At 42.9% G+C, this 18,840-nt stretch carries 19 protein-coding genes; 10 read left to right on the top strand and 9 right to left on the bottom strand.

The window, feature by feature from the left end:
• Positions 1 to 4: 4 nt before the first annotated feature.
• From VIM89_RS20070 to VIM89_RS20090, 5 genes are all read right to left on the bottom strand, one after another.
• Positions 5 to 436, bottom strand: a complete 432-nt coding sequence (locus tag VIM89_RS20070; RefSeq protein WP_488157971.1) for a thioredoxin family protein — start codon at positions 434 to 436, stop codon at positions 5 to 7.
• Between the two features lie 46 nt (positions 437 to 482).
• Positions 483 to 1,808, bottom strand: a complete 1,326-nt coding sequence (locus VIM89_RS20075; RefSeq protein WP_488157972.1) for a DUF3570 domain-containing protein — start codon at positions 1,806 to 1,808, stop codon at positions 483 to 485.
• A 30-nt stretch (positions 1,809 to 1,838) separates the two neighbouring features.
• Complete coding sequence (locus VIM89_RS20080; RefSeq protein WP_488157973.1) at positions 1,839 to 2,060, bottom strand: DUF4266 domain-containing protein; 222 nt, start codon at positions 2,058 to 2,060, stop codon at positions 1,839 to 1,841.
• A 14-nt stretch (positions 2,061 to 2,074) separates the two neighbouring features.
• On the bottom strand, positions 2,075 to 3,007 hold the full coding sequence (locus VIM89_RS20085; protein ID WP_488157974.1) for an FAD:protein FMN transferase: 933 nt from the start codon (positions 3,005 to 3,007) through the stop codon (positions 2,075 to 2,077).
• 216 nt (positions 3,008 to 3,223) lie between these two features.
• Positions 3,224 to 3,823, bottom strand: coding sequence for a DUF4142 domain-containing protein (locus tag VIM89_RS20090; RefSeq protein ID WP_488157975.1), 600 nt, complete (start codon positions 3,821 to 3,823; stop codon positions 3,224 to 3,226).
• Between the two features lie 218 nt (positions 3,824 to 4,041).
• Between VIM89_RS20090 and VIM89_RS20095 the strand changes: the two genes are divergently transcribed.
• The 7 genes from VIM89_RS20095 (at position 4,042) to VIM89_RS20125 (ending at position 9,658) form a co-directional block, all read left to right on the top strand.
• Positions 4,042 to 4,416, top strand: a complete 375-nt coding sequence (locus VIM89_RS20095) for a LiaF domain-containing protein (protein WP_488157976.1) — start codon at positions 4,042 to 4,044, stop codon at positions 4,414 to 4,416.
• Positions 4,417 to 4,509: 93 nt separating this feature from the next.
• Entirely contained in the window at positions 4,510 to 5,292 is a 783-nt protein-coding gene (locus tag VIM89_RS20100) for a polysaccharide deacetylase family protein (RefSeq protein ID WP_488157977.1), read from the top strand.
• 33 nt (positions 5,293 to 5,325) lie between these two features.
• Entirely contained in the window at positions 5,326 to 5,541 is a 216-nt protein-coding gene (locus VIM89_RS20105) for a hypothetical protein (RefSeq protein ID WP_488157978.1), read from the top strand.
• Positions 5,535 to 5,825 carry a type II toxin-antitoxin system RelE/ParE family toxin gene (locus VIM89_RS20110; protein WP_488157979.1) on the top strand — a complete coding sequence of 97 codons (291 nt, stop codon included), beginning with the start codon at positions 5,535 to 5,537 and terminating at the stop codon, positions 5,823 to 5,825. Before VIM89_RS20105 ends, VIM89_RS20110 begins: the two co-directional genes overlap by 7 nt.
• Before the next feature lie 102 nt (positions 5,826 to 5,927).
• Positions 5,928 to 6,281 (top strand): YciI family protein, encoded by a 354-nt coding sequence (locus VIM89_RS20115; protein WP_488157980.1) that lies wholly within the window; start codon positions 5,928 to 5,930, stop codon positions 6,279 to 6,281.
• Positions 6,282 to 6,292: 11 nt separating this feature from the next.
• Entirely contained in the window at positions 6,293 to 7,519 is a 1,227-nt protein-coding gene (locus tag VIM89_RS20120) for an RNA polymerase sigma factor (protein WP_488157981.1), read from the top strand.
• A gap of 177 nt (positions 7,520 to 7,696) precedes the next feature.
• Positions 7,697 to 9,658, top strand: coding sequence for a sialate O-acetylesterase (locus tag VIM89_RS20125; protein WP_488157982.1), 1,962 nt, complete (start codon positions 7,697 to 7,699; stop codon positions 9,656 to 9,658).
• Positions 9,659 to 9,791: 133 nt separating this feature from the next.
• Here the strand turns inward: VIM89_RS20125 and VIM89_RS20130 are convergent, their stop codons facing one another.
• A complete protein-coding gene (locus VIM89_RS20130; RefSeq protein WP_488157983.1) occupies positions 9,792 to 10,910 on the bottom strand; it encodes a sulfotransferase in 1,119 nt (372 codons plus the stop codon).
• Positions 10,911 to 11,051: 141 nt separating this feature from the next.
• Here VIM89_RS20130 and VIM89_RS20135 point away from each other — a divergent pair, with 141 nt between their 5' ends.
• Complete coding sequence (locus VIM89_RS20135; RefSeq protein ID WP_488157984.1) at positions 11,052 to 12,353, top strand: Nramp family divalent metal transporter; 1,302 nt, start codon at positions 11,052 to 11,054, stop codon at positions 12,351 to 12,353.
• A 246-nt stretch (positions 12,354 to 12,599) separates the two neighbouring features.
• Here VIM89_RS20135 and VIM89_RS20140 read toward each other — a convergent pair whose 3' ends face one another.
• Positions 12,600 to 13,349, bottom strand: coding sequence for an SDR family oxidoreductase (locus VIM89_RS20140; RefSeq protein WP_488157985.1), 750 nt, complete (start codon positions 13,347 to 13,349; stop codon positions 12,600 to 12,602).
• A gap of 124 nt (positions 13,350 to 13,473) precedes the next feature.
• Positions 13,474 to 15,042, bottom strand: coding sequence for a DHA2 family efflux MFS transporter permease subunit (locus VIM89_RS20145; protein WP_488157986.1), 1,569 nt, complete (start codon positions 15,040 to 15,042; stop codon positions 13,474 to 13,476).
• Between the two features lie 286 nt (positions 15,043 to 15,328).
• Here VIM89_RS20145 and VIM89_RS20150 point away from each other — a divergent pair, with 286 nt between their 5' ends.
• The gene (locus tag VIM89_RS20150) at positions 15,329 to 15,820 is read left to right on the top strand and encodes a hypothetical protein (protein ID WP_488157987.1); all 492 of its coding nucleotides are present in this window, start codon (positions 15,329 to 15,331) and stop codon (positions 15,818 to 15,820) included.
• A gap of 135 nt (positions 15,821 to 15,955) precedes the next feature.
• Positions 15,956 to 18,139, top strand: a complete 2,184-nt coding sequence (locus VIM89_RS20155; RefSeq protein WP_488157988.1) for a TonB-dependent receptor family protein — start codon at positions 15,956 to 15,958, stop codon at positions 18,137 to 18,139.
• Positions 18,140 to 18,231: 92 nt separating this feature from the next.
• Here the strand turns inward: VIM89_RS20155 and VIM89_RS20160 are convergent, their stop codons facing one another.
• On the bottom strand, positions 18,232 to 18,810 hold the full coding sequence (locus VIM89_RS20160) for a thymidine kinase (protein ID WP_488157989.1): 579 nt from the start codon (positions 18,808 to 18,810) through the stop codon (positions 18,232 to 18,234).
• Positions 18,811 to 18,840: the final 30 nt, after the last annotated feature.

Raw genomic sequence — 18,840 nt, forward strand, 5'->3', positions numbered from 1 at the left:
ATTTTTATTTACCGTTTACCGAATTTATATCCGATACAAACTGATCCGGGCTTTCATTCGGAAAACCGTCCCAGCTTTTTAGCACCTTACCATTTTCATCTACCAATAAGGTGAATGGGAATTTGCCATCAGCATTGTATTTATCGGCAAGGGCTTCGTTCAATTTAGTCTGCTCTTTGCTCAACTGGTTCTTTTTCTGGCGTGGGAAATCAGCCCTTACTAAAACCAGGTGATCCGAGGCGTAATTTTCAAAAGTTCCCGATTCCAGTATTTCTTTACGCAAGCGGATGCATGGGCCGCACCAATCGGAGCCTGAAAAATTGATCAATATCAGTTTATGCTTTTGGGCAGCTTCTGTTTTTGCTGCATTAAAATCACCCGTCCAGGTCACTCCCGGCAAGAGCAGCATCCCGAGGTATATTACTAACAACTTCATATTCAATTCTATTAACTCTTTTTATTAGAAAATTATTGTACTCACTTTATTTAAAACTAAGGCTAAGCGATACCACATTTGACACCAGATCGGTACTTTGCGAATAATGCCCGTACCGCAATTCCAGGTCATGCAGGTTTTGCCAGCCAAATAAACCTTTAGGTGGCGCAACCCTGAATCCTACCCCATAAAAATTAGCATGGAATTGGGCATACTCATAATTACTGGTATAATACTCATCCGTTGGGCTATGCACACCATAGGGTGCAAAATATTTTGCTGCTGTTTGGTCATAATACCTGTAAAACGGTGAGATGGAGAAAAAAGGTGTGATTTTAATTGCCGTCTCCAATCCTGCTGTGTTCGATTTGACGCCCCAGCTATCCATATAATACCTATAATATGAGCGCAAAATGATGTTATCGCCAAGGAAATAATTCAACCTCACTCCCACAGGCAGCTTAAACCGGTTCAACGGTAAGTGTTCTATCGTATCCTTTCCTGTATTAAAATATACCCTGTGGAACGGTAGTCCCAGGTAACCGTTCTGCGCAACCCCATCTACCAAAAACATCACCTGCATGCGTGAATTAATGATCTGTGAATAGCCGAAGGATGCTGAATACGTATTTCGCGGACTACTAGGAATGTTCTTTTTCCTATCTGAAATCACTTCACCATTACTCAATACCGTCTGTGTTCCGCTGGCTGTGGTAATAATCGTCGTTCCTCCTGAATTTGTTGTGGTCGACTGCGGGATAAACTCTGACGGGTAGATCATTTTCACCTGGTCAAAATACCCCTGGAATTTGGCCGTGAACTCACCATTTTTATCAGCAGTTTTTTGTGAGAAATGGATATCTGCACCTAATGACTGATAGTTATACTCACCAGAATAATAAGCTCCGATGCCAAAGCTGCTGCCTTTTTTTACATTTTCGGTTGTCCAGTCAAGCGAAGGATAAATCCTTGTGCCACCTGTTCTCGATGCGCCGCTAAGGTTTACATATGCCGCCGAGGCCGATGTATGATGATCGATACCAAACCCTGCGGTTATTGAATTTTGCCTACCGTTAGGATCGCCCCATACCATTTTCAGGTCGATGCCGTTTGAGATGTCCGTTACTTTTTCGGTACCTATACCACCGGTTACAGCGCTATGGTCACCATTTTGCCAATAATAGCTCGAAACCAGGTTGATCTCATCTATATGCAATCCACGCGGTTTATATTCCGAAGGCTCCGGTTGTCCAATCGGTTTGAATAAGCTGATATTGGTTGACTTCGGCAAACTATCCTGTTTAGTTTGTGCAGAAACATTTAACCTGCAAAGCAGGGAAAAACCTACTATTGATAAATATACCTTTCTCATTACAAATTACGCTTTTTTAAGAAAGGCTTATCAATTGCATCCGCAACCGCCACCGGTTTTACCGGCATTGGCACCTGATGCAGCTTCCCTATACGATTGAAAATTCAGTTCATTTTTCTCTACCTTCCGGTTACCTAATGCCATCTCGGCATCGTTAATCCGGCTTTTTTGGTACTCCTTGAGGTGAACACATGATGATATACTCACCACGGCGACCAGCCCACCTACAATCTTCAGCGTTTTTTTAATCATAGCTTTTAGGGGTATTATTTTATATTGATATTCTTTGACGTATACATTCTATCCTGATCATCAATGATCACTGCTTCTATATTTTTTATCTGATCTATCATGTCCAGCCCGGTCCTGATGCCCATGATCATTACCGGGGTAGCCATTGCATCGGCTATTTCGGCATTGGTAGTAATGATGGTAACACTCTTAATACCCGTTACAGGCAAACCCGTGCGCGGGTTGATCGTATGCGAATATTTCTTACCATCTATCATCACATACTTTTCATAATTACCTGATGTGGCCACTGCCATATCGGTGATGGACATATAAGAAAACACCTCGTGTTTTGCGTCAGGGTTTGCTATACCAACAGTCCAGGGTTTGCCGTTTGGTTGCAATCCCCAGGCTGTCAAGTCGCCCGAGGCATTGACCACGCCACTTTCAACGCCCTGTTGTTTCATTACCAGTTTTGCACGCTCGGCAGCATAGCCCTTTCCAATCCCACCAAAACCTATTCGCATTCCCTTTTCTTTCAAAAACACAGTACTTTTTTCACGATCGAGGGTCACATTTCGGTAATTGATCAGGCGCACCATATTTTTTGCCGTCTCTTTGTCGGGCAGGGAAGTCATATGCTGATCAAAATTCCACAGCCGTTTATCAATTGATCCGTATGTAATATCAAAAGCACCCTGGGTAACCTGGGAAATCCGCAGTGAGCGTTCAATCAAGTTAAAAGTTTCAGCACTTACCACTACCGGGCTAATCCCTGCATTCTGATTAATAAGATTGGTTTCGCTGTCGTCGCTAAAAGTGGTAAGCAGGCGTTCTATACGCTGTATTTCGCTCACGCCGGTATCAATTCTTTCATGCGCCCACTTTTCATCATTGGCAACTACAGTCAGCTCAAAATGGTTACCCATCAGCTTACAACTTTTCTTAAAAGCGGAACTTACTGCCATATTGCCAACCAGTTAACTAATAACAAAATCTATTAACTTAATAATAACAACAATATTACATTCCAATTCTGGAGAATAGATGAAAAAGCATTAAGTGTCGATGAAACCCTTTTTTTTTAACACTTTTTAACTTTGCTCGGCACACAAGTTTTTATAAAAAAATGCCTTCAAAGGAATCCTCCGAAGGCATCGTCTTATATAAGCAGCATAACCAAATTATTTCATTTCTTTTTTGATTTTTTCTATCGCTTCGAGGTGCATTCTTAGCGTTGGCAGAGTTTTTTCCGCAAATGCTTTCAGATCGGCATCCTTCAGGTTTTTGGTAGCGTCTTCAAAAGCTTTTACGTCCTTTTTGTGATCATCCACCATGTCTTTTACATAATCCTTGTCAAAGTCGGCGCCCGATTTTTTTGCCAGGTCATCCCTCGTCTTGCTTTCGTCGGAGCTTATTGAATCAGGGAGAGTAATATTCAATTTCTGAGCCAGTGCCTTTAACTCATCGTTAGCCTTAGAATGGTCTGTCACCATCATGGTTCCAAAATCCTTTACTTTTTTGTTTGCGGCCTTATCTGCCGCCAGTTTGCCGAGCACCACTTCTGCCATACCGCCGTTTGCTGCCTCTGTAGCGAATTTAGCATCGTTCTCATCCACCTTAATTGCAGGCGTAGCTGCCTTACCCGAGTCGCTCACACTTGTTTGTGTAGTGTCCTTTGCCTGGTTGGCGCTATCAGCTGCGCCTTTGCTGTCTTTGCTTTTGCATGCACCCAGTGAAAGTGCGCCAAGTGCAAATGCCCAAATGTAATTCCGCGTTTTCATAATATGTTTTTCAAGATTGATTGTTAACTTTTTAACAAATTATTTAACTACTAGTTTTAATAATTAACATTGGATTTTATACCGGTAAAAGCGTTAGCAGATGATTTTTCACCGATTAAAACCCGCTGTTCACCGACTTCACCGAACATTTAACAAGATTTAACTTTTGTCAGGATACATCGCACCTTAGTTTTGATCTACATTTAATTCTTACGGCCATGAACTTGCAATCAACCATCCTCCCCGACACTGATAATCAGATCAATATCAACTCTGTTTTCAGCAGTATAGATAAACCGATGATCTCGAAAGATTTTAAAGGCGGCAAGATCAATAACATGTTTGCAAGCACGGAACTTGACCTTAGCAACGCAGACCTGACCGGAATGGCCGTTTTAAATATCTCACAGCTTTTTGGAGAAATTACGTTGACCGTACCGTCAGACTGGCATGTCGAGGTAGATATATCACAACTCTTCGCTACTATAGATGATTACCGCGAGAATAAATACGGCCTGAGAAATTCTGAAAAAGTGCTCACCCTCAAAGGCACATCGGTATTCGCCAATATCGAGATACATAACAATATTTAACCCGCATCAGGTTAACCCGCACATTCTACAAGGGACAGGTGGTAGTTTATAAATTTTCTTTTTTAGATTTAGCTACCAATTATACTTCATCTTATGAAAAAACTGACCCTGTTACTTCTTTTACTAAGCTATTTTACCGTCAACGCACAGGACAAAATCACCTGGCCCGATCATAAAAAAGCTGTGATTGTACTTACCTATGATGATGCGCTTCATTCGCAATTAAATGTTGCTATACCGCAATTGGATTCGGTTCATTTAAAAGGCACCTTTTTTCTTACCGGTGATTTAAATAGTGAAACGATACCTCAATGGCGAAAGGCTAGTAAAAAAGGTCACGAACTGGCTAACCATACCGTGTTTCATCCCTGTCTCAGTACTGATGACAACCCGATGGCTTCAGAACATTACACTATATATCGTATTCTTCATGAAATTGAAGTGATGAACAACTATTTATTTGCTGTTGATGGAAAAGGGCCTCGCACGTATGCTTATCCCTGCACAGAAACGCATGTTGGTGGAAAAGACTATGTCGACTCGCTACGTAAACACGGCATCATCAAATACGCACGTATTGGCGGCGATGCAAATGCTGTGATCACCGATCTTAAACACCTTGATCCCTTACTGGTGCCATCGTATGGATTGGAAGACCACACCACTGCCGATAAACTCATCGCTTTTGTAAAAAAAGTAGAGGAAAGTGGCGGAATGGGTGTTATTATGTTCCATGGTGTCGGAGGGGATTATATTACTACTTCGGCCGAGGCACACCGGGAATTGCTGGCTTATCTGAAAGCAAACCAAAAGGATATTTGGATTACCACCTTTCAGCAAGCAATGGATTACGCGATGGCAAATAAGCCGAAATAAATTTGTAAATTCGTATTAATAAAAAGTGATGCTATGGAACTTATAATTGATTTTGATAAGATTAAAGACCCTTCTAAACGGGAGTGGTTACTTAATTCGCTAAGATTGATGCAGATTGGGTTTCATACGACAGAAAAGCCACAAACCATTGCTCAATATAATAAAGACCTTGAAAAAAGTAATGCTGAAATTGAAGCTGGCGAATTTACCACAGCAAAAGATTTGAAAGCTGAAGCAAATAAATGGTAGTTGTATGTAGTAAGAGCGCCAAAGCTGAGCTAAAGATAGCATTCACCTATATAGCTTTGGATTCGTTAGAAAATGCACAAATGGTCAGAGATACTTTAATCGATCTGACTATCGATTTCGCCAAAAACCTGGAAAAACATCCATTAGATAAATTCAAGAAAAATAATGACGGCAGCTGGCGGGCTTTTGAGAAATATCATTACCGGATTTCTTATCGCATCTTAAAAGATCAAATACGGATTGTACGCTTCCGGCACACCAGCAAATCACCGCTTACCTATTAATATTTTTTTAAAAAGTTTTTCTCCCGCCTTGTCCAATTTGTAAAACACGACTTGTTATGGGTGTATAATTCATATATTCATTAACCCTTTAATTTTAAAAAAATGGACGAGTACGCATTAATTATGAGACACGAGGATGGCAGCAAAATAGCTTCTCCTGAACAAATGCAGATCTGGATGAAACAAACTATGGACTGGATCGGCGGTATTGCTGCGCAAAACAAATTCGTAGGCGGGACAGGCTTATTATTCGCTGACGCCAAAGTAGTTCATCACAACAAAATGGTAACAGACGGCCCTTTTGGAGAGATAAAAGAAACGATTGGGGGATTTATTACGGTTAGAGCTGAATCTGCCGAAGAGGCTGCGGAATTTGCCAAAGGCTGCCCTGTTTTACAAGGCGAAGGTAATACGATGGAGGTACGCAGGATACATAAAAACGAAGGCGGTCGTTAATCGCTTTTGCCATGAAACAGCAGGAATTGATACCGCACTTATTCAGAACGGAGTACAGGAAGATTGTCTCCGTTCTGTGTAAGCGCTTTGGCTTCGACCAGATAGAAACTGCCGAGGATATTACTGCTGATACTTTTCTCGCTGCTTCGCAAACCTGGCCCTATAAAGGCATCCCTTATAACCCGGTTGCATGGTTATACTTTGTAGCTAAAAACAAAGCTAAAAATTATTTACAGCGGGATTTGGTATTCGAAAGCAAGGTAAGCAATGAACTGAAAAGGTCTTCTGACGAAGCTTATGAAACCGAAATCGACCTGTCGCCACAAAACATAAACGACAGCCAGTTGCAGATGATGTTTGCTATTTGTCAGCCCTCTATTCCACCAGAGGCGCAGATTGGTTTATCGCTCCGTATACTTTGCGGCTTCGGTATCGAGGAAATTGCCGATGCATTTTTATCCAACAAAGAGACCATCAATAAACGCCTGTTTCGGGCCAAAGAAAAGTTGCGGGAAGAAAATGTAAAGATCGAATTTCCCGGACCGGCTGAAATAGACGAGCGGCTCGCTACAGTGCTTACTACCCTATACCTGCTTTTTAATGAAGGCTATTATTCAAGCAGCCAGGATACCATCATTCGCAAAGACCTATGTGATGAGGCCATGCGTCTCTGTACCATGCTGGTTGAAAACAAGCTAACCGGCAAACCGGAGGTGAATGCATTATTGGCCCTGATGTGTTTCCAGGCGTCGCGCTTTGATGCACGTATCGATCAAAACGGCGAGTTGGTGCTTTATGATGACCAGGATACTAATCTTTGGGATTCAGAACTGATCAGCAAAGGGGCGTACTTCCTTAACTGTGCTACTACTGGTAATACTTTATCTAAGTACCACATACAGGCAGCTATTGCCTACTGGGGTACACAAAAAGCCGATACGCCCGAGAAATGGGAAAGCGTATTGCAACTTTATAACCAATTGCTTCAAATAGAATACTCATCCATAGCTGCACTTAATAGAACTTACGCACTTTCAAAAACTGCCGGAAAAGAAGCGGCTATCATTGAGGCTGAAAAGTTAAAGCTTACCAATAATCATTTTTACTACACCCTACTGGGCGAGCTTTATACTGAAATCGATAACGATATAGCCCGGCAACATTTTCAAAATGCCTTGGCTTTATCCCGCACTCAAACAGACAAGCAAACTATTCAGAAAAAGATCGACAATCTCTGACTGGCTTTTTCTTTGTGCCCTCTGTGGTAAAATATTAAACCACTGAGAACGCTGAGAAAGTCACAAAGTTCACTGAGAGTATTCCTCCTATTATGTAACATACTTGTTCAAAAATATCATGCCTCTTTACATTTAAAGCATTGAGTCCTATATTGGCATTACTATCCAATAAATCATATGAGAACTTTTTGTATTGCTTTAATTCTTTCTTTTCTCTTTTTACAAAGTCAGGCCCAGTTAAGTATCGCCCACATTTTTGGCGATCACATGGTTTTGCAGCGCAACCAGGATATACCGGTTTGGGGCTGGTCTGGCAAAGATGCCAAAGTAAGCGTGAGCCTGAATGGACAAAAAGCAAGCACGAAAGCTGACGCCCAGGGAAACTGGAAGGTCGCTTTTAAACCGATGGAAGCAGGCGGCCCTTATGTGATGACGATCACCTCGGGCAAATCAAAGGTAACTTATAGCGATGTAATGATCGGTGAGGTATGGCTATGCTCAGGGCAATCCAATATGGAATTTGCATTGAGAAATGCACTTGGCTATCGGTCTGAACTGAAGACTGCTGCTCAACAGAACATCCGTCATTTTAAAGTGCCTAACAAAATGAGCCTCGAGCCTGAAAAGGATATTTCCGGCGGACAATGGATGAAAGCAGATACCAATACCATTGGCGATTTTACCGCAGTAGGTTACTTCTTCGCTAAAAAGATTTCACAGGAGTTGCATGTGACTGTTGGACTGATCAATAGCAGTTGGGGCGGAACACAGGTAGAAAGCTGGATAAATAAAGAGGCATTGCTGAAGTCCCTTGAAATGGCCGATGCAACAAAGAATTTACCAACTGATTGGGATGGCCTGAATAAAAGACTTGACAAACAACTTCGGGATGCCTATTACAAACCCGATGTTGCCAATTTAACAGCCGAACAATTAGCTGCTGAACCGCCCACATTCTTTGATTCATGGTTAAAAGGATATGTTCCTGGCGCATGGGAATGGCAAACCAAGCTTTACTCTTATCGAGGACAGGGGTATATGGAACGGGATATCAAACTGGAAGACATGTATGCCAACCGCAAATCTACCTTGCGCTTAGGTCAGTCGGATGCAGACATGAACATTTACATCAATGGCAAACTGATCAATAATGGCCCGCTACCCTCTAATTTTCAACTTGATCTCCCTGCCGGGACATGGAAAGGCGGCGACAACGTGCTGCTCATTAACCTGAAATCACCACAAAAAAATCCATCCTGGTTTGGTATAGGGCTTATGGGGCAGGGTAATGACATTTATGTTAGTTTTTCGGATACCACAGTAAATCTGGCCGATAACAACTGGCATAATATGCCTGATCTGAACAAGCCGTACCATTTCAACTATTTGCCTAATAATACCGGCTATGTGCTGTACAATGCGATGATCCACCCATTGATACCTTATGCCATTGCGGGAGCCTTATGGTACCAGGGTGAAGCCAACGTGGGACGTGCTTTTCAATATCGAACTTCGTTCCCGCTGATGATTACAAACTGGCGCGATGAGTGGAAGCGGGAATTTCCATTTTATTTTGTACAATTATCTTCCTTTGGTGGTTTCCAGGGAAGCGACAAAGGCAGCGAATGGGCCGAATTACGGGAAGCTCAAACTATGACCCTCAAACTTCCCAAAACAGGCATGGCGATCACTACTGATATCGGCAATCCTTATGATGTACACCCAAAGGATAAAGCAGATGTAGGTTTTAGGTTAGCAGCAAAAGCATTAACGCTCACTTATGGTAAAATGGGCTTTTATGAAAGTCCGCAGTACAACTCTGCTGATTTCAAAGATGGTTATGCTGAAGTTAAGTTCAATTATGCTAATGATGGATTAATTGTAAAAGATAAATATGGCTATGTAAAAGGCTTTGAATTGGCAGGTGCCGATCATAAGTTTTACTATGCCCAGGCTACAATTGTTGACGGCAACAAAGTAAAAGTATGGTGCGATCAGGTGAAACAGCCTATTGCCGTACGCTATGCCTGGACCGACTCTCCTATCGATGCAAACCTGTTCAGCAGAGAAGGTTTCCCGGTTGCTGCATTCCGTTCGGATAATTGGAAAGGATTGACTGACGACAAGAAGTTTGAATAATAGTCTGAACCAGAATTTTTCACATATTGTTTATTTTCAAAGGTGTTCAAGAAGGCCTTGCCGTTTTCAGAATTAATGAATTTTCAGAATTCTTAATCTTACATATGCCAATATTTTCAATGGTGATTAAGGCTCAAAATAACCTGTATCGGATTCTTAAATAAAATCCACGCAGAAAGCCGATGCGGTGCAAAGGATATTTCAATTTAGCTGATAACCTGCCAATATAAGCAGCTATTGCATCCTTTTCGGCTTTGCTTAATACATCCGCCTGATGGTGTTCCGCAGCGCTGATAACTTTTCCTGCTTCCGGTTCTTTAATAAAGGAGCTATTAGCCTGTGCAGGTATCCCTGCTACAGTAGGTTGATTTAATGCTACCGACATTGGGATGCCGAGGAATGATGCCATTTCTCTTGCAATCAATTCCGGGTTCTCACAAAGTTCCTCATAATGAATCCGCATATAATGCGAATGGCTTAAAGCAGATTGTTTGGCAGCAACGCTAAAAGAAACCTTAAGATCGCGGAGCGCATGCCTGAAACTTATCGAAGGCTCCATTTTTTTTCGGGAATTAAGCGTAGCTATTGGATGACGGACAACATGAATAACTTTAGCTTGTGGTATCGAATTCCATATCCGTGAAAGATAGCGCTCATTCACCGGTGTTTTATCAACCCAGTATCTTGCGCCCAATTTGTCAGTACACGAAGCCCAGGCAAGTACTATGGCGATATGCGGCCATTGGTCGTTATCTCTTTTCACTTTCACCCACCAGTTCATCAGGTACCGGGCAAAATCGACATAGGGTGAGCCATCAGCAGAACTTCGTCCGGCTAACCAGTAAGGAGGTTGATTAATAGGATTCGCCAGCCTGCGCAGCCATTCTTTCCCTAAAAAATCAATCTGTGCGTCTTTAGATAATAAACTCAGCTTATATTCCAGGTTAGTGTACCATGTACCTTCCGATGGTAATACTACCAGATCAGGATGTCCTTCCAATATATCTTTCACCAGCGTGGTCCCGCTGCGATGCACCCCGCAAATGTACACTGGGTTTTGTGCAAGTAGCTTTGCCTGTATAAGGTGATCATCTGTTAAAGGCATCGGCCCTAAATGCAGTGCATATTCCCAGACTTGATCCGACCATAATTTTGCAGCATTTATTAAGGCAATGGGCGGACTGCTTTCAAGTCTTTTTTCAGGCAATAGGTCGTTCAGCTTTTGCTCAGCTTCTATAATTTGGGGTAACATGCGTGATGCTCTTTTATCATTACCTTGAAACAAAGCTGCGGGTTGCCTGTAGAATAACATAATTACCTGCCGAAGCAAAAAACATCGTATTTTTATATAGATTCTGATCCGGATAATAGCATTTATTTATTAGCCCTCAACATGCCATCAAACACCTTTACCAAACTCAGAAAAAACAGATTTTTAAGATTTTTAACACTCCTGGGACCAGGGCTCACCACCGGTGCCGCCGATGATGATCCGTCAGGAATTGCTACTTACTCCCAAACCGGGGCACAATTTGGTTATGGCCAGCTATGGACGGCACTATACATGTTGCCTTTCATGATGGCCGTGCAGGAAGCCTGCGCCAGGATTGGCCTTGTAACCGGCAAAGGCATTGCCGCCGTGGTAAAAGAGAATTACAGCAAACCGGTGTTGTATATTGTGGTAAGCCTGGTTGTGATAGCCAACACGATCAATATCGGTGCGGATATTGGCGCCATGGCTGAAGCCGCAGGATTATTGATACACGTTCATTTTGTGATCCTTACACTGGCGATGACGGCTATCATTCTTATTCTTGAGATATTCACTAAATATAGAACCTACTCCAAAATACTTAAGTGGCTTGCGCTGGCGCTGCTCGCTTATCCCATTACCGCATTTATCGTTCATCAGCCGTGGGGCACAGTACTTAAGGCTACTGTTGTGCCACATATTGAGTTTAGTTTTGGATTCCTGTTTATCATTACTGGTGTTTTGGGTACCACAATTTCGCCTTATATGTTTTTTTGGGAAGCATCGCAGGAAGTGGAAGAGCATAACGAAAAACATCCCAATCATGACGGTGCGCCTGTGGTTACCCGGTCAATCCTGCATCGCATGAGGCTGGATAATAACGCCGGCATGATCATATCCGAAATCACCACATGGTGTATCCTGCTTGTGGGCGCTACGGTATTGCACCAAAGCGGTGTAAAGGATGTAAAAACCGCAGCCGACGCCGCAAAAGCGTTGGAGCCGCTGGTTCACTCCTTTCCTAACGCGGGATTCCTGTCAAAGCTTATTTTTTCTATAGGTATCATTGGCTTAGGCTTTCTTGCCGTACCCATATTGTCTGGCTCGGCCGCCTACGCTGTATCCGAAGCATTTAACTGGAGAGCCAGTCTGGATTATAAACCCAAACAGGCACGTGGTTTTTATGGGGTCATCACCGTAGCAACTATCATCGGACTTCTTATCAACTTTGTCGGAATCGACCCGGTGAAAGCGTTGGTTTATGCTGCAGTATTGAATGGCGTAGCTGCGGTGCCTTTACTTTACCTTATTCTTCGAATCGCTAAAAATGATAAGATCATGGGCGAGCATAAAAGTCGTGCATTATCTAACTCATTACTTTGGATCACTTTTATTGCCATGGGAGCAGCCGCTGTGGCGATGTTTTTTACGATCGGGAAGTAATCAGTTTACAGTTATGAGTTGGCAGTTAGCAACCTCTAAATCGTCATGCCGAATTTAGTTCGGCAACCCATCAGAAAAGTAGCCAGCATACTGCCGACCTATCTTGTGGGTTCCTGAAACAAGTTCAGGATGACATATTGTTTTTTTGACCGCACACTGCAAACTAATAACTGTAAACTATCCTACTCCGTCTTCAAACTCTCTCCGGCAGATATAGCTCATTCTGAGCGAATTGTCAATCACTAATTACAACTTACCATTCATCGCTAAAACTGCTTTGGCAGCTAAAGGGAAGAAATTATCATGAATGTCGGCAGTTTGACCTACATGTATTTCAAATTCATCGTTCTGCATAGCCGTAAACAGATCGTCGGCAACTTGTTTTGCCGGAATACCATTCTGCAAACCGCCAATTGATGCCGAAAAATCTGTGGCTACCAGCGGAGGCATCAATTCAAATACTTTTACCGAACCATCTTCAAGCAATATGCGGAGGCTATTGGTGTAAGAGTGCAGGGCAGCTTTACTTGCAGCATATGTTGGCAGGGTACTGGCCCGGCCGGCAAAGGCTACTATTGAAGAAACATTTACGATAGCAGCTTCCGACTGTTGTTGAAGCAATGGAAGCAGCTTCTCGTTCAAACGAATGACAGACAGGTAGTTGGTCAGCATTTCTTCACTTGCTTTTTCGAATGCTTTGATGCCCGGCTCAACCATGTTGTAAATATAGGCGTTGCCTGCGTTGTTGATCACCACATTCAGACTAGGATAATCTTTTTGTAGCTGGGCAACCAGCCTGTCTACATCTTCAGCATTAGTTACGTCGCTTACAATATCAGTTGTGTTTTTTAGTTTGGCGATGGCTTTATCCATACGTTCCTTATTGCGACCGGTGATGATCACCTGGTTGCCTGCTTCCGAAAATAGTTTAGCCATTTCGAACCCGATACCGGCACTTCCTCCGGTTATCAGTATAGTGTTGTTTGTTGTTTTCATTTTATTTTTGAGTTAAGTGGTTAAATGGTTAAGTAGTTAAGTAGTTGGTTAAGTGGTTTAATTTGGATAGGATAACTAATCAACTATTCAACATAATCAACCACTTAACTTAATCAACTCCCCATCAATGATCCGATACGATCACATTAGCGGTTTTACCTTTTTTGCGGCCGATTACGAATAATAACAAAGGCAGCGTTACGGCGAACAATAATCCTATCAATAAGTAAGAATCGAGGTAACTGAGCAAAGTAGATTGTTTTACTACGGCAACGTCGATCGCTTTCACAGCTAAATGCTGAGCGTCGAAAAGGGTTTTTCCTCTATCCAGGAAATAACTGGTATAATGTACCACCCTCTCATGTACCTGTGGGTTGATGTCGTTAATATTGGCCAGCATATCTGTTCTATGCAGTTCTGTGCGTCGCGCTGAATAAGTATTGACAACACTGATACCGAATGAGCCTCCCAGCTGGCGCATCATATTGTTGAGAGCCGTTCCCTGCGGGACGTCGGCTGCTTTCAGCGATGATACTGCCAGCGAACTTAAGGGTACAGTAAGCAAGGCGATGCCTAATGCGCGGGTGATCAGCATTAAACTGATGTTCTGTGCTGAGGTATCCAGGCTCATGTGCCCCATTCCCCAGTTAAAGTAAATAAACAACAAGTATCCAACGGCCACTATTATTGTCGGTGACACTCCTTTTTGCAATAACTTACCTGTCAGCATCAGGGCTACCAGCGCTGCAATGGAACCTGGCAACAACAACAAACCGGTTTGTGTAGGCGTGAAACCTAATAGGCGCTGTGAAAACACTGGTGTCAGATAGATAGTGGTATACAAGCCCAGGCCTGTAACAAATGTTAATATAGCGGCAATAAGAAGTTGTTTGCTCTTTAACACTCTAAGGTTAACGACAGGATTGGATACATTAAGCTCCCACAATACAAAAGCAGTAAGGGCGATGGCGGCTGTTATTGAAAGTACCAGGATGTAAGTAGCCGAGAACCAATCGTCGGTTTGACCGCGTTCCAGAACAGTTTGCAGGCTGCCGATGCCGATAGTTAAAAGAATAATACCCAGCCAGTCGATCTTAGGTTTTCCATTGCCGTTGCCATTAGCAACTTTATTAGGAGCTTCGGGCAACAGGAAATAACAAGAAATAACAGCAGCTATACCGATTGGTATGTTGATATAAAATATCCATGGCCATGAGTAGTTTTCAGTGATAAAGCCACCCAGCGTAGGGCCTATAGTTGGACCGATAAATACGCCCAGGCCGAATAATGCACTGGCTGTAGCAATTTTTTCTTTAGGGAACATTTCGTAAACAACTGCTGCCGATACAGAAAGTAAAGCACCACCGCCCAATCCCTGCAGGAAACGGAAAAATACCAGTACCCAGATATTGCTTGCCTGCCCGCACATAAAGGAACAGAATACAAACAGGATAATTGACCCAATGTAATAGATGCGTCGCCCAAGTACATTGGTCAAAAAGCTGGTCATCGGGATAATGATCACGTTGGCTATGGCGTAAGAGGTAATCACCCATGCCGTATCCTCGAGTGTCGACCCTAAGTTGCCGCTCATGTAATTAAGGGCAACATTCACTATCGAGGTGTCTATCAGCTCCATAATCGCAGCGGCAATTACGGTAACTATTAATAATTTCTTTTTAAATTCGCTCATATTTTTATACCAATCGGTATATTTTAGTTTATAGCAATACCTTAATTTGCATCAGAAGGCAGAAATCATTGTCCTGGAAATGCGATACAATACTAGATAATAAATTATGCCAAATGGTATTTTTTATGTCATAATTCAAACCCTTTTTACATGATTTTTCGATGTTAAATAATTGTTAATTACTCCAAATTAAGCCATATTTGGGCTAGCCAATTCTGTAGAAATTCTGAAGAAAATTTTAGGATATATTTTACTCAGCATATTCCTGTTTAATGCAGGCGGCTATTTGCTGCTTTTTCAGTACCTGATCTTCCGTTCAGATGAGCGAATGGCCAGCACCATACAGCACCATCACTATAACAGAACCGAACTTATGCAGGTAAAAGTGCCTATGCATTTACCCAATGTGGTAAACTGGGATAATTATGAGCAGATAAACGGCGAAATGCAGTTGAAGGGGCATTATTATAAATATGTTGGGTTAAAGATCACGCGTGATACCATGTTCCTGCTATGCTTGCCAGATAATGAAAAAACCAGGCTGGAAAATGAACATATGCAGCTTGCCAAACAGGAAAATGACAGCCCTACAAATAAAAAGGCACATGGTGCTCTGCCTAAATTGGCACCTCCTGTTGCTAAATATGATTACCAGGTAATCGAGCTGCATTTTCCGGCTCCGGTTATTATTCTGAAAAAATTTCCTGTTCATAATATAGCATCATGGGAACATCCCCCACTTCCTGTTAACGGTCAACCGCCAGAGCTGATGGCTTAAATCCAATCTTTTTAAGAATTATTTAGACAAATGCTGATTGCACCGATGTAGTCTGATGATATGGTATTATCCATTATCATGCTGCTGCTCCGTGTCAGTTTAAGCTATCTATTGACCATAACTAAAGCATTTCACATGAACAAACAATACAAAATAATGCTTGTATTGCTGGCTATTTTATGCAGCTACAAGCTAAATGCGCAACAAAAAACAAAAAGAGACACCGTTAAACTGGATACCATCTCTATAAAAGATACCAAGTCCAAACATCTTGGTGATATTATCGGCACAAACATTTTTGCAGGTAAAAAAACTTTTTCCATTACCCCCGATGCAGGCAAAGGCAATGTGGCCAACAATAATGCCCGAATGATATTCGCACAGGTGCCGGGCGTGAACATCTGGGAAATGGACGGCGCTGGTCTGCAGATCAATATCGGCACACGCGGTACCGATACCCACCGCTCTATCGAAACCAATATGCGGCAGAACGGCTATAATACCAATTCGGATATTTTCGGTTATCCCGAGGATCACTACACACCTCCATTTGAAGGCATCAGCGAAATACAGATCGTACGAGGTTCGGCAGCATTACAATTTGGCAGCCAGTTTGGCGGCATGGTGAATTATAAAATGAAAGAAGGTGACTCTACCAAAGTACTGGGTGTTGAAAGTGACCAGACGGTCGGTTCAAACCGTTTCTTTAATTCTTATAATGCCGTTGGCGGTAAAAGCGGCAAGTGGAGCTACTATGCCTATTTTGATAACCGCACAGGCGATGGCTGGCGGCCAAATGCGGCTTTTGATTATCATGGTTATTACGCAAACATTAAATACCAGTTTAATGATAAAGGCAGCCTTGCCTTGCAGTTTTCGCGTACAGATTACCGTCAGCAAATTGCAGGTGGCTTAACTAATGCCCAGTTTGATATCAATAACCGGCAATCGACCCGCTCGCGTAACTTTTTTAACCCGGAGATCAATATCCCTGCTTTATTATTCAACTATAATTTCAATAAGAATACAAAGCTGGAAGTGATCACCAACGGCATCATCGGTCAGCGTAACAGCGTGCAGTTTATCGCCAATGCCAACGTGCCCGATACGGTAAATAAATCACTGAATACTTACAATCCTCGCCAGGTTGACCGCGATTATTATTACGGCTTTACTACCGAAGCCAGGATTTTGCACAGTTACCAATTAGGCGATCTGAAGAGTACTTTTACCGCAGGCGTACGGTATTTTGACGAACATACACAGCGCAGGCAAAAAGGTGTAGGTACAACCGGCTCCGACTTCTACCTGGAATTAGTAAAACCTTATGGCATCGATCTGCGCCTGCACACCACCAACTATGCTGCATTTGCGGAGAACATCTTCCAGGTAACGCCAAAATTCAGCATTACGCCGGGCTTCAGGTTCGAGGACATACAGACCAGCATGCAGGGTGCGATCATCAATCAGACCTTCCCTGTATCGTATGATCAAACCCGCAACTTCCCGCTTTTTGGTACCGGCTTCCAGTATCAGCTTACTTCAAGCAGCCAGTTGTATGCCAACATATCGCAGGCCTATCGTCCCTACATCTATGCCAACGTTACTCCTGCCGATCAGTTGGGCGTGATCAACCCTAATCTAAAAGACAGCAAGGGCTACGACGCCGACCTGGGTTATCGAGGCAACATCAAAAACATTTTCAATTACGATCTGAGCACCTTTTATGTTTATTATGGCAACCGGGTAGGTACGCTTACTGAATTGAACAGCAGCAATGTAAACTACTTGTACACCACCAATATTGGCAATGCAGTAGCTAAAGGTGTGGAGGTTTATACCGAAGTGTCGTTATTGAAATCATTTGATGAATATGCTTCAGGCGATATCCGCCTGTTTAACTCGCTATCTTACGATCATGCAAGATACACCAGCGGATCGATCAACCAGGGAACAACCAATATCAGCCTGGTTGGACATTATGCAGAAGGTACACCCGATTGGATTGAACGTGCCGGGCTAAGCTACATCAGCAAACATGTGAGCACTACACTGCAATACAGCTATGTAAGCAAAAACTACAGCGATGCCAACAACACAGTATTTAACCCAACCGGCGCATCGGGACTTGTTCCGGCTTATCATGTGTTCGACTGGGCCTTCAATTATAGTTTCCTGAAAAACTATCACCTGATAGCCAACGTCAACAACCTGCTGAATGCGAAGTATTTCACCCGCCGCATTAATATGTACCCTGGCCCTGGAATACTTCCTGCCGATGGCAGAACATTTAATGTTGGGTTTGGGATAAAGTTGTAGTTGATATAGTTGTCTGAATCAGAATTTCCAGAATTTAAGAATCAACAGAATTCTGAGAATTCAATAATTCGGTTAATTCTGATTCAGACATTTTAATCCACCAGATTATAACACACCCTGCATCGCGGCTCGTAACTTTCTTTCTCTCCTAATAACACCCTATCTGGATTGGCAACCAAACGGTAAGAATACAATGCCGGGTTGCCGCATTTAACACATACGGCGTGTACTTTGGTGACGGATTCGGCGATGGCCATGAGGGCGGGCATGGGACCGAAAGGTTTGCCTTTAAAGTCCATGTCCAGTCCGGCAACGATTACACGCACACCACGGTTGGCCAGGATGTTGCAGACGTTGGGCAGTTCCTCATCAAAAAACTGGGCCTCATCAATGCCGACTACCTGAACATCGCTGCCCAAAAGTAATATGGCGGATGAGTTGTCTACAGGGGTTGAGGGAATGGAGTTGGCATCGTGCGATACAACGTCGGTTTCGTGGAAGCGGTTATCGGTGCGCGGTTTGAATATCTCTACCTTCAGGCGGGCTATTTGTGCACGGCGCAACCGGCGTATCAGTTCCTCGGTTTTACCCGAAAACATCGACCCGCAAATTACTTCGATACTGCCTCCTAATTCACTTCTTCGCTTAAAAACTTCTTCGCTATACAGCATTTCAAACTCCTTATAACGGGCAAATATGAT

Origin of the sequence: Mucilaginibacter sp. (genome assembly GCF_036568825.1) — a bacterium.
Classification (GTDB): Bacteria; Bacteroidota; Bacteroidia; order Sphingobacteriales; family Sphingobacteriaceae; genus Mucilaginibacter.

Bases quoted from the DNA above. Each gene is read 5' to 3' on its own strand.
- VIM89_RS20125 (WP_488157982.1), top strand. From the start codon at position 7,697: ATGAGAACTTTTTGTATTGCTTTAATTCTTTCTTTTCTCTTTTTACAA.
- VIM89_RS20085 (WP_488157974.1), bottom strand. From the start codon at position 3,007: ATGGCAGTAAGTTCCGCTTTTAAGAAAAGTTGTAAGCTGATGGGTAAC.
- VIM89_RS20110 (WP_488157979.1), top strand. From the start codon at position 5,535: ATGGTAGTTGTATGTAGTAAGAGCGCCAAAGCTGAGCTAAAGATAGCA.
- VIM89_RS20155 (WP_488157988.1), top strand. From the start codon at position 15,956: ATGAACAAACAATACAAAATAATGCTTGTATTGCTGGCTATTTTATGC.
- VIM89_RS20140 (WP_488157985.1), bottom strand. From the start codon at position 13,349: ATGAAAACAACAAACAACACTATACTGATAACCGGAGGAAGTGCCGGT.
- VIM89_RS20095 (WP_488157976.1), top strand. From the start codon at position 4,042: ATGAACTTGCAATCAACCATCCTCCCCGACACTGATAATCAGATCAAT.
- VIM89_RS20075 (WP_488157972.1), bottom strand. From the start codon at position 1,808: ATGAGAAAGGTATATTTATCAATAGTAGGTTTTTCCCTGCTTTGCAGG.
- VIM89_RS20115 (WP_488157980.1), top strand. From the start codon at position 5,928: ATGGACGAGTACGCATTAATTATGAGACACGAGGATGGCAGCAAAATA.
- VIM89_RS20145 (WP_488157986.1), bottom strand. From the start codon at position 15,042: ATGAGCGAATTTAAAAAGAAATTATTAATAGTTACCGTAATTGCCGCT.
- VIM89_RS20120 (WP_488157981.1), top strand. From the start codon at position 6,293: ATGAAACAGCAGGAATTGATACCGCACTTATTCAGAACGGAGTACAGG.
- VIM89_RS20070 (WP_488157971.1), bottom strand. From the start codon at position 436: ATGAAGTTGTTAGTAATATACCTCGGGATGCTGCTCTTGCCGGGAGTG.
- VIM89_RS20080 (WP_488157973.1), bottom strand. From the start codon at position 2,060: ATGATTAAAAAAACGCTGAAGATTGTAGGTGGGCTGGTCGCCGTGGTG.
- VIM89_RS20160 (WP_488157989.1), bottom strand. From the start codon at position 18,810: ATGCTGTATAGCGAAGAAGTTTTTAAGCGAAGAAGTGAATTAGGAGGC.
- VIM89_RS20090 (WP_488157975.1), bottom strand. From the start codon at position 3,823: ATGAAAACGCGGAATTACATTTGGGCATTTGCACTTGGCGCACTTTCA.
- VIM89_RS20105 (WP_488157978.1), top strand. From the start codon at position 5,326: ATGGAACTTATAATTGATTTTGATAAGATTAAAGACCCTTCTAAACGG.
- VIM89_RS20100 (WP_488157977.1), top strand. From the start codon at position 4,510: ATGAAAAAACTGACCCTGTTACTTCTTTTACTAAGCTATTTTACCGTC.
- VIM89_RS20135 (WP_488157984.1), top strand. From the start codon at position 11,052: ATGCCATCAAACACCTTTACCAAACTCAGAAAAAACAGATTTTTAAGA.
- VIM89_RS20130 (WP_488157983.1), bottom strand. From the start codon at position 10,910: ATGTTACCCCAAATTATAGAAGCTGAGCAAAAGCTGAACGACCTATTG.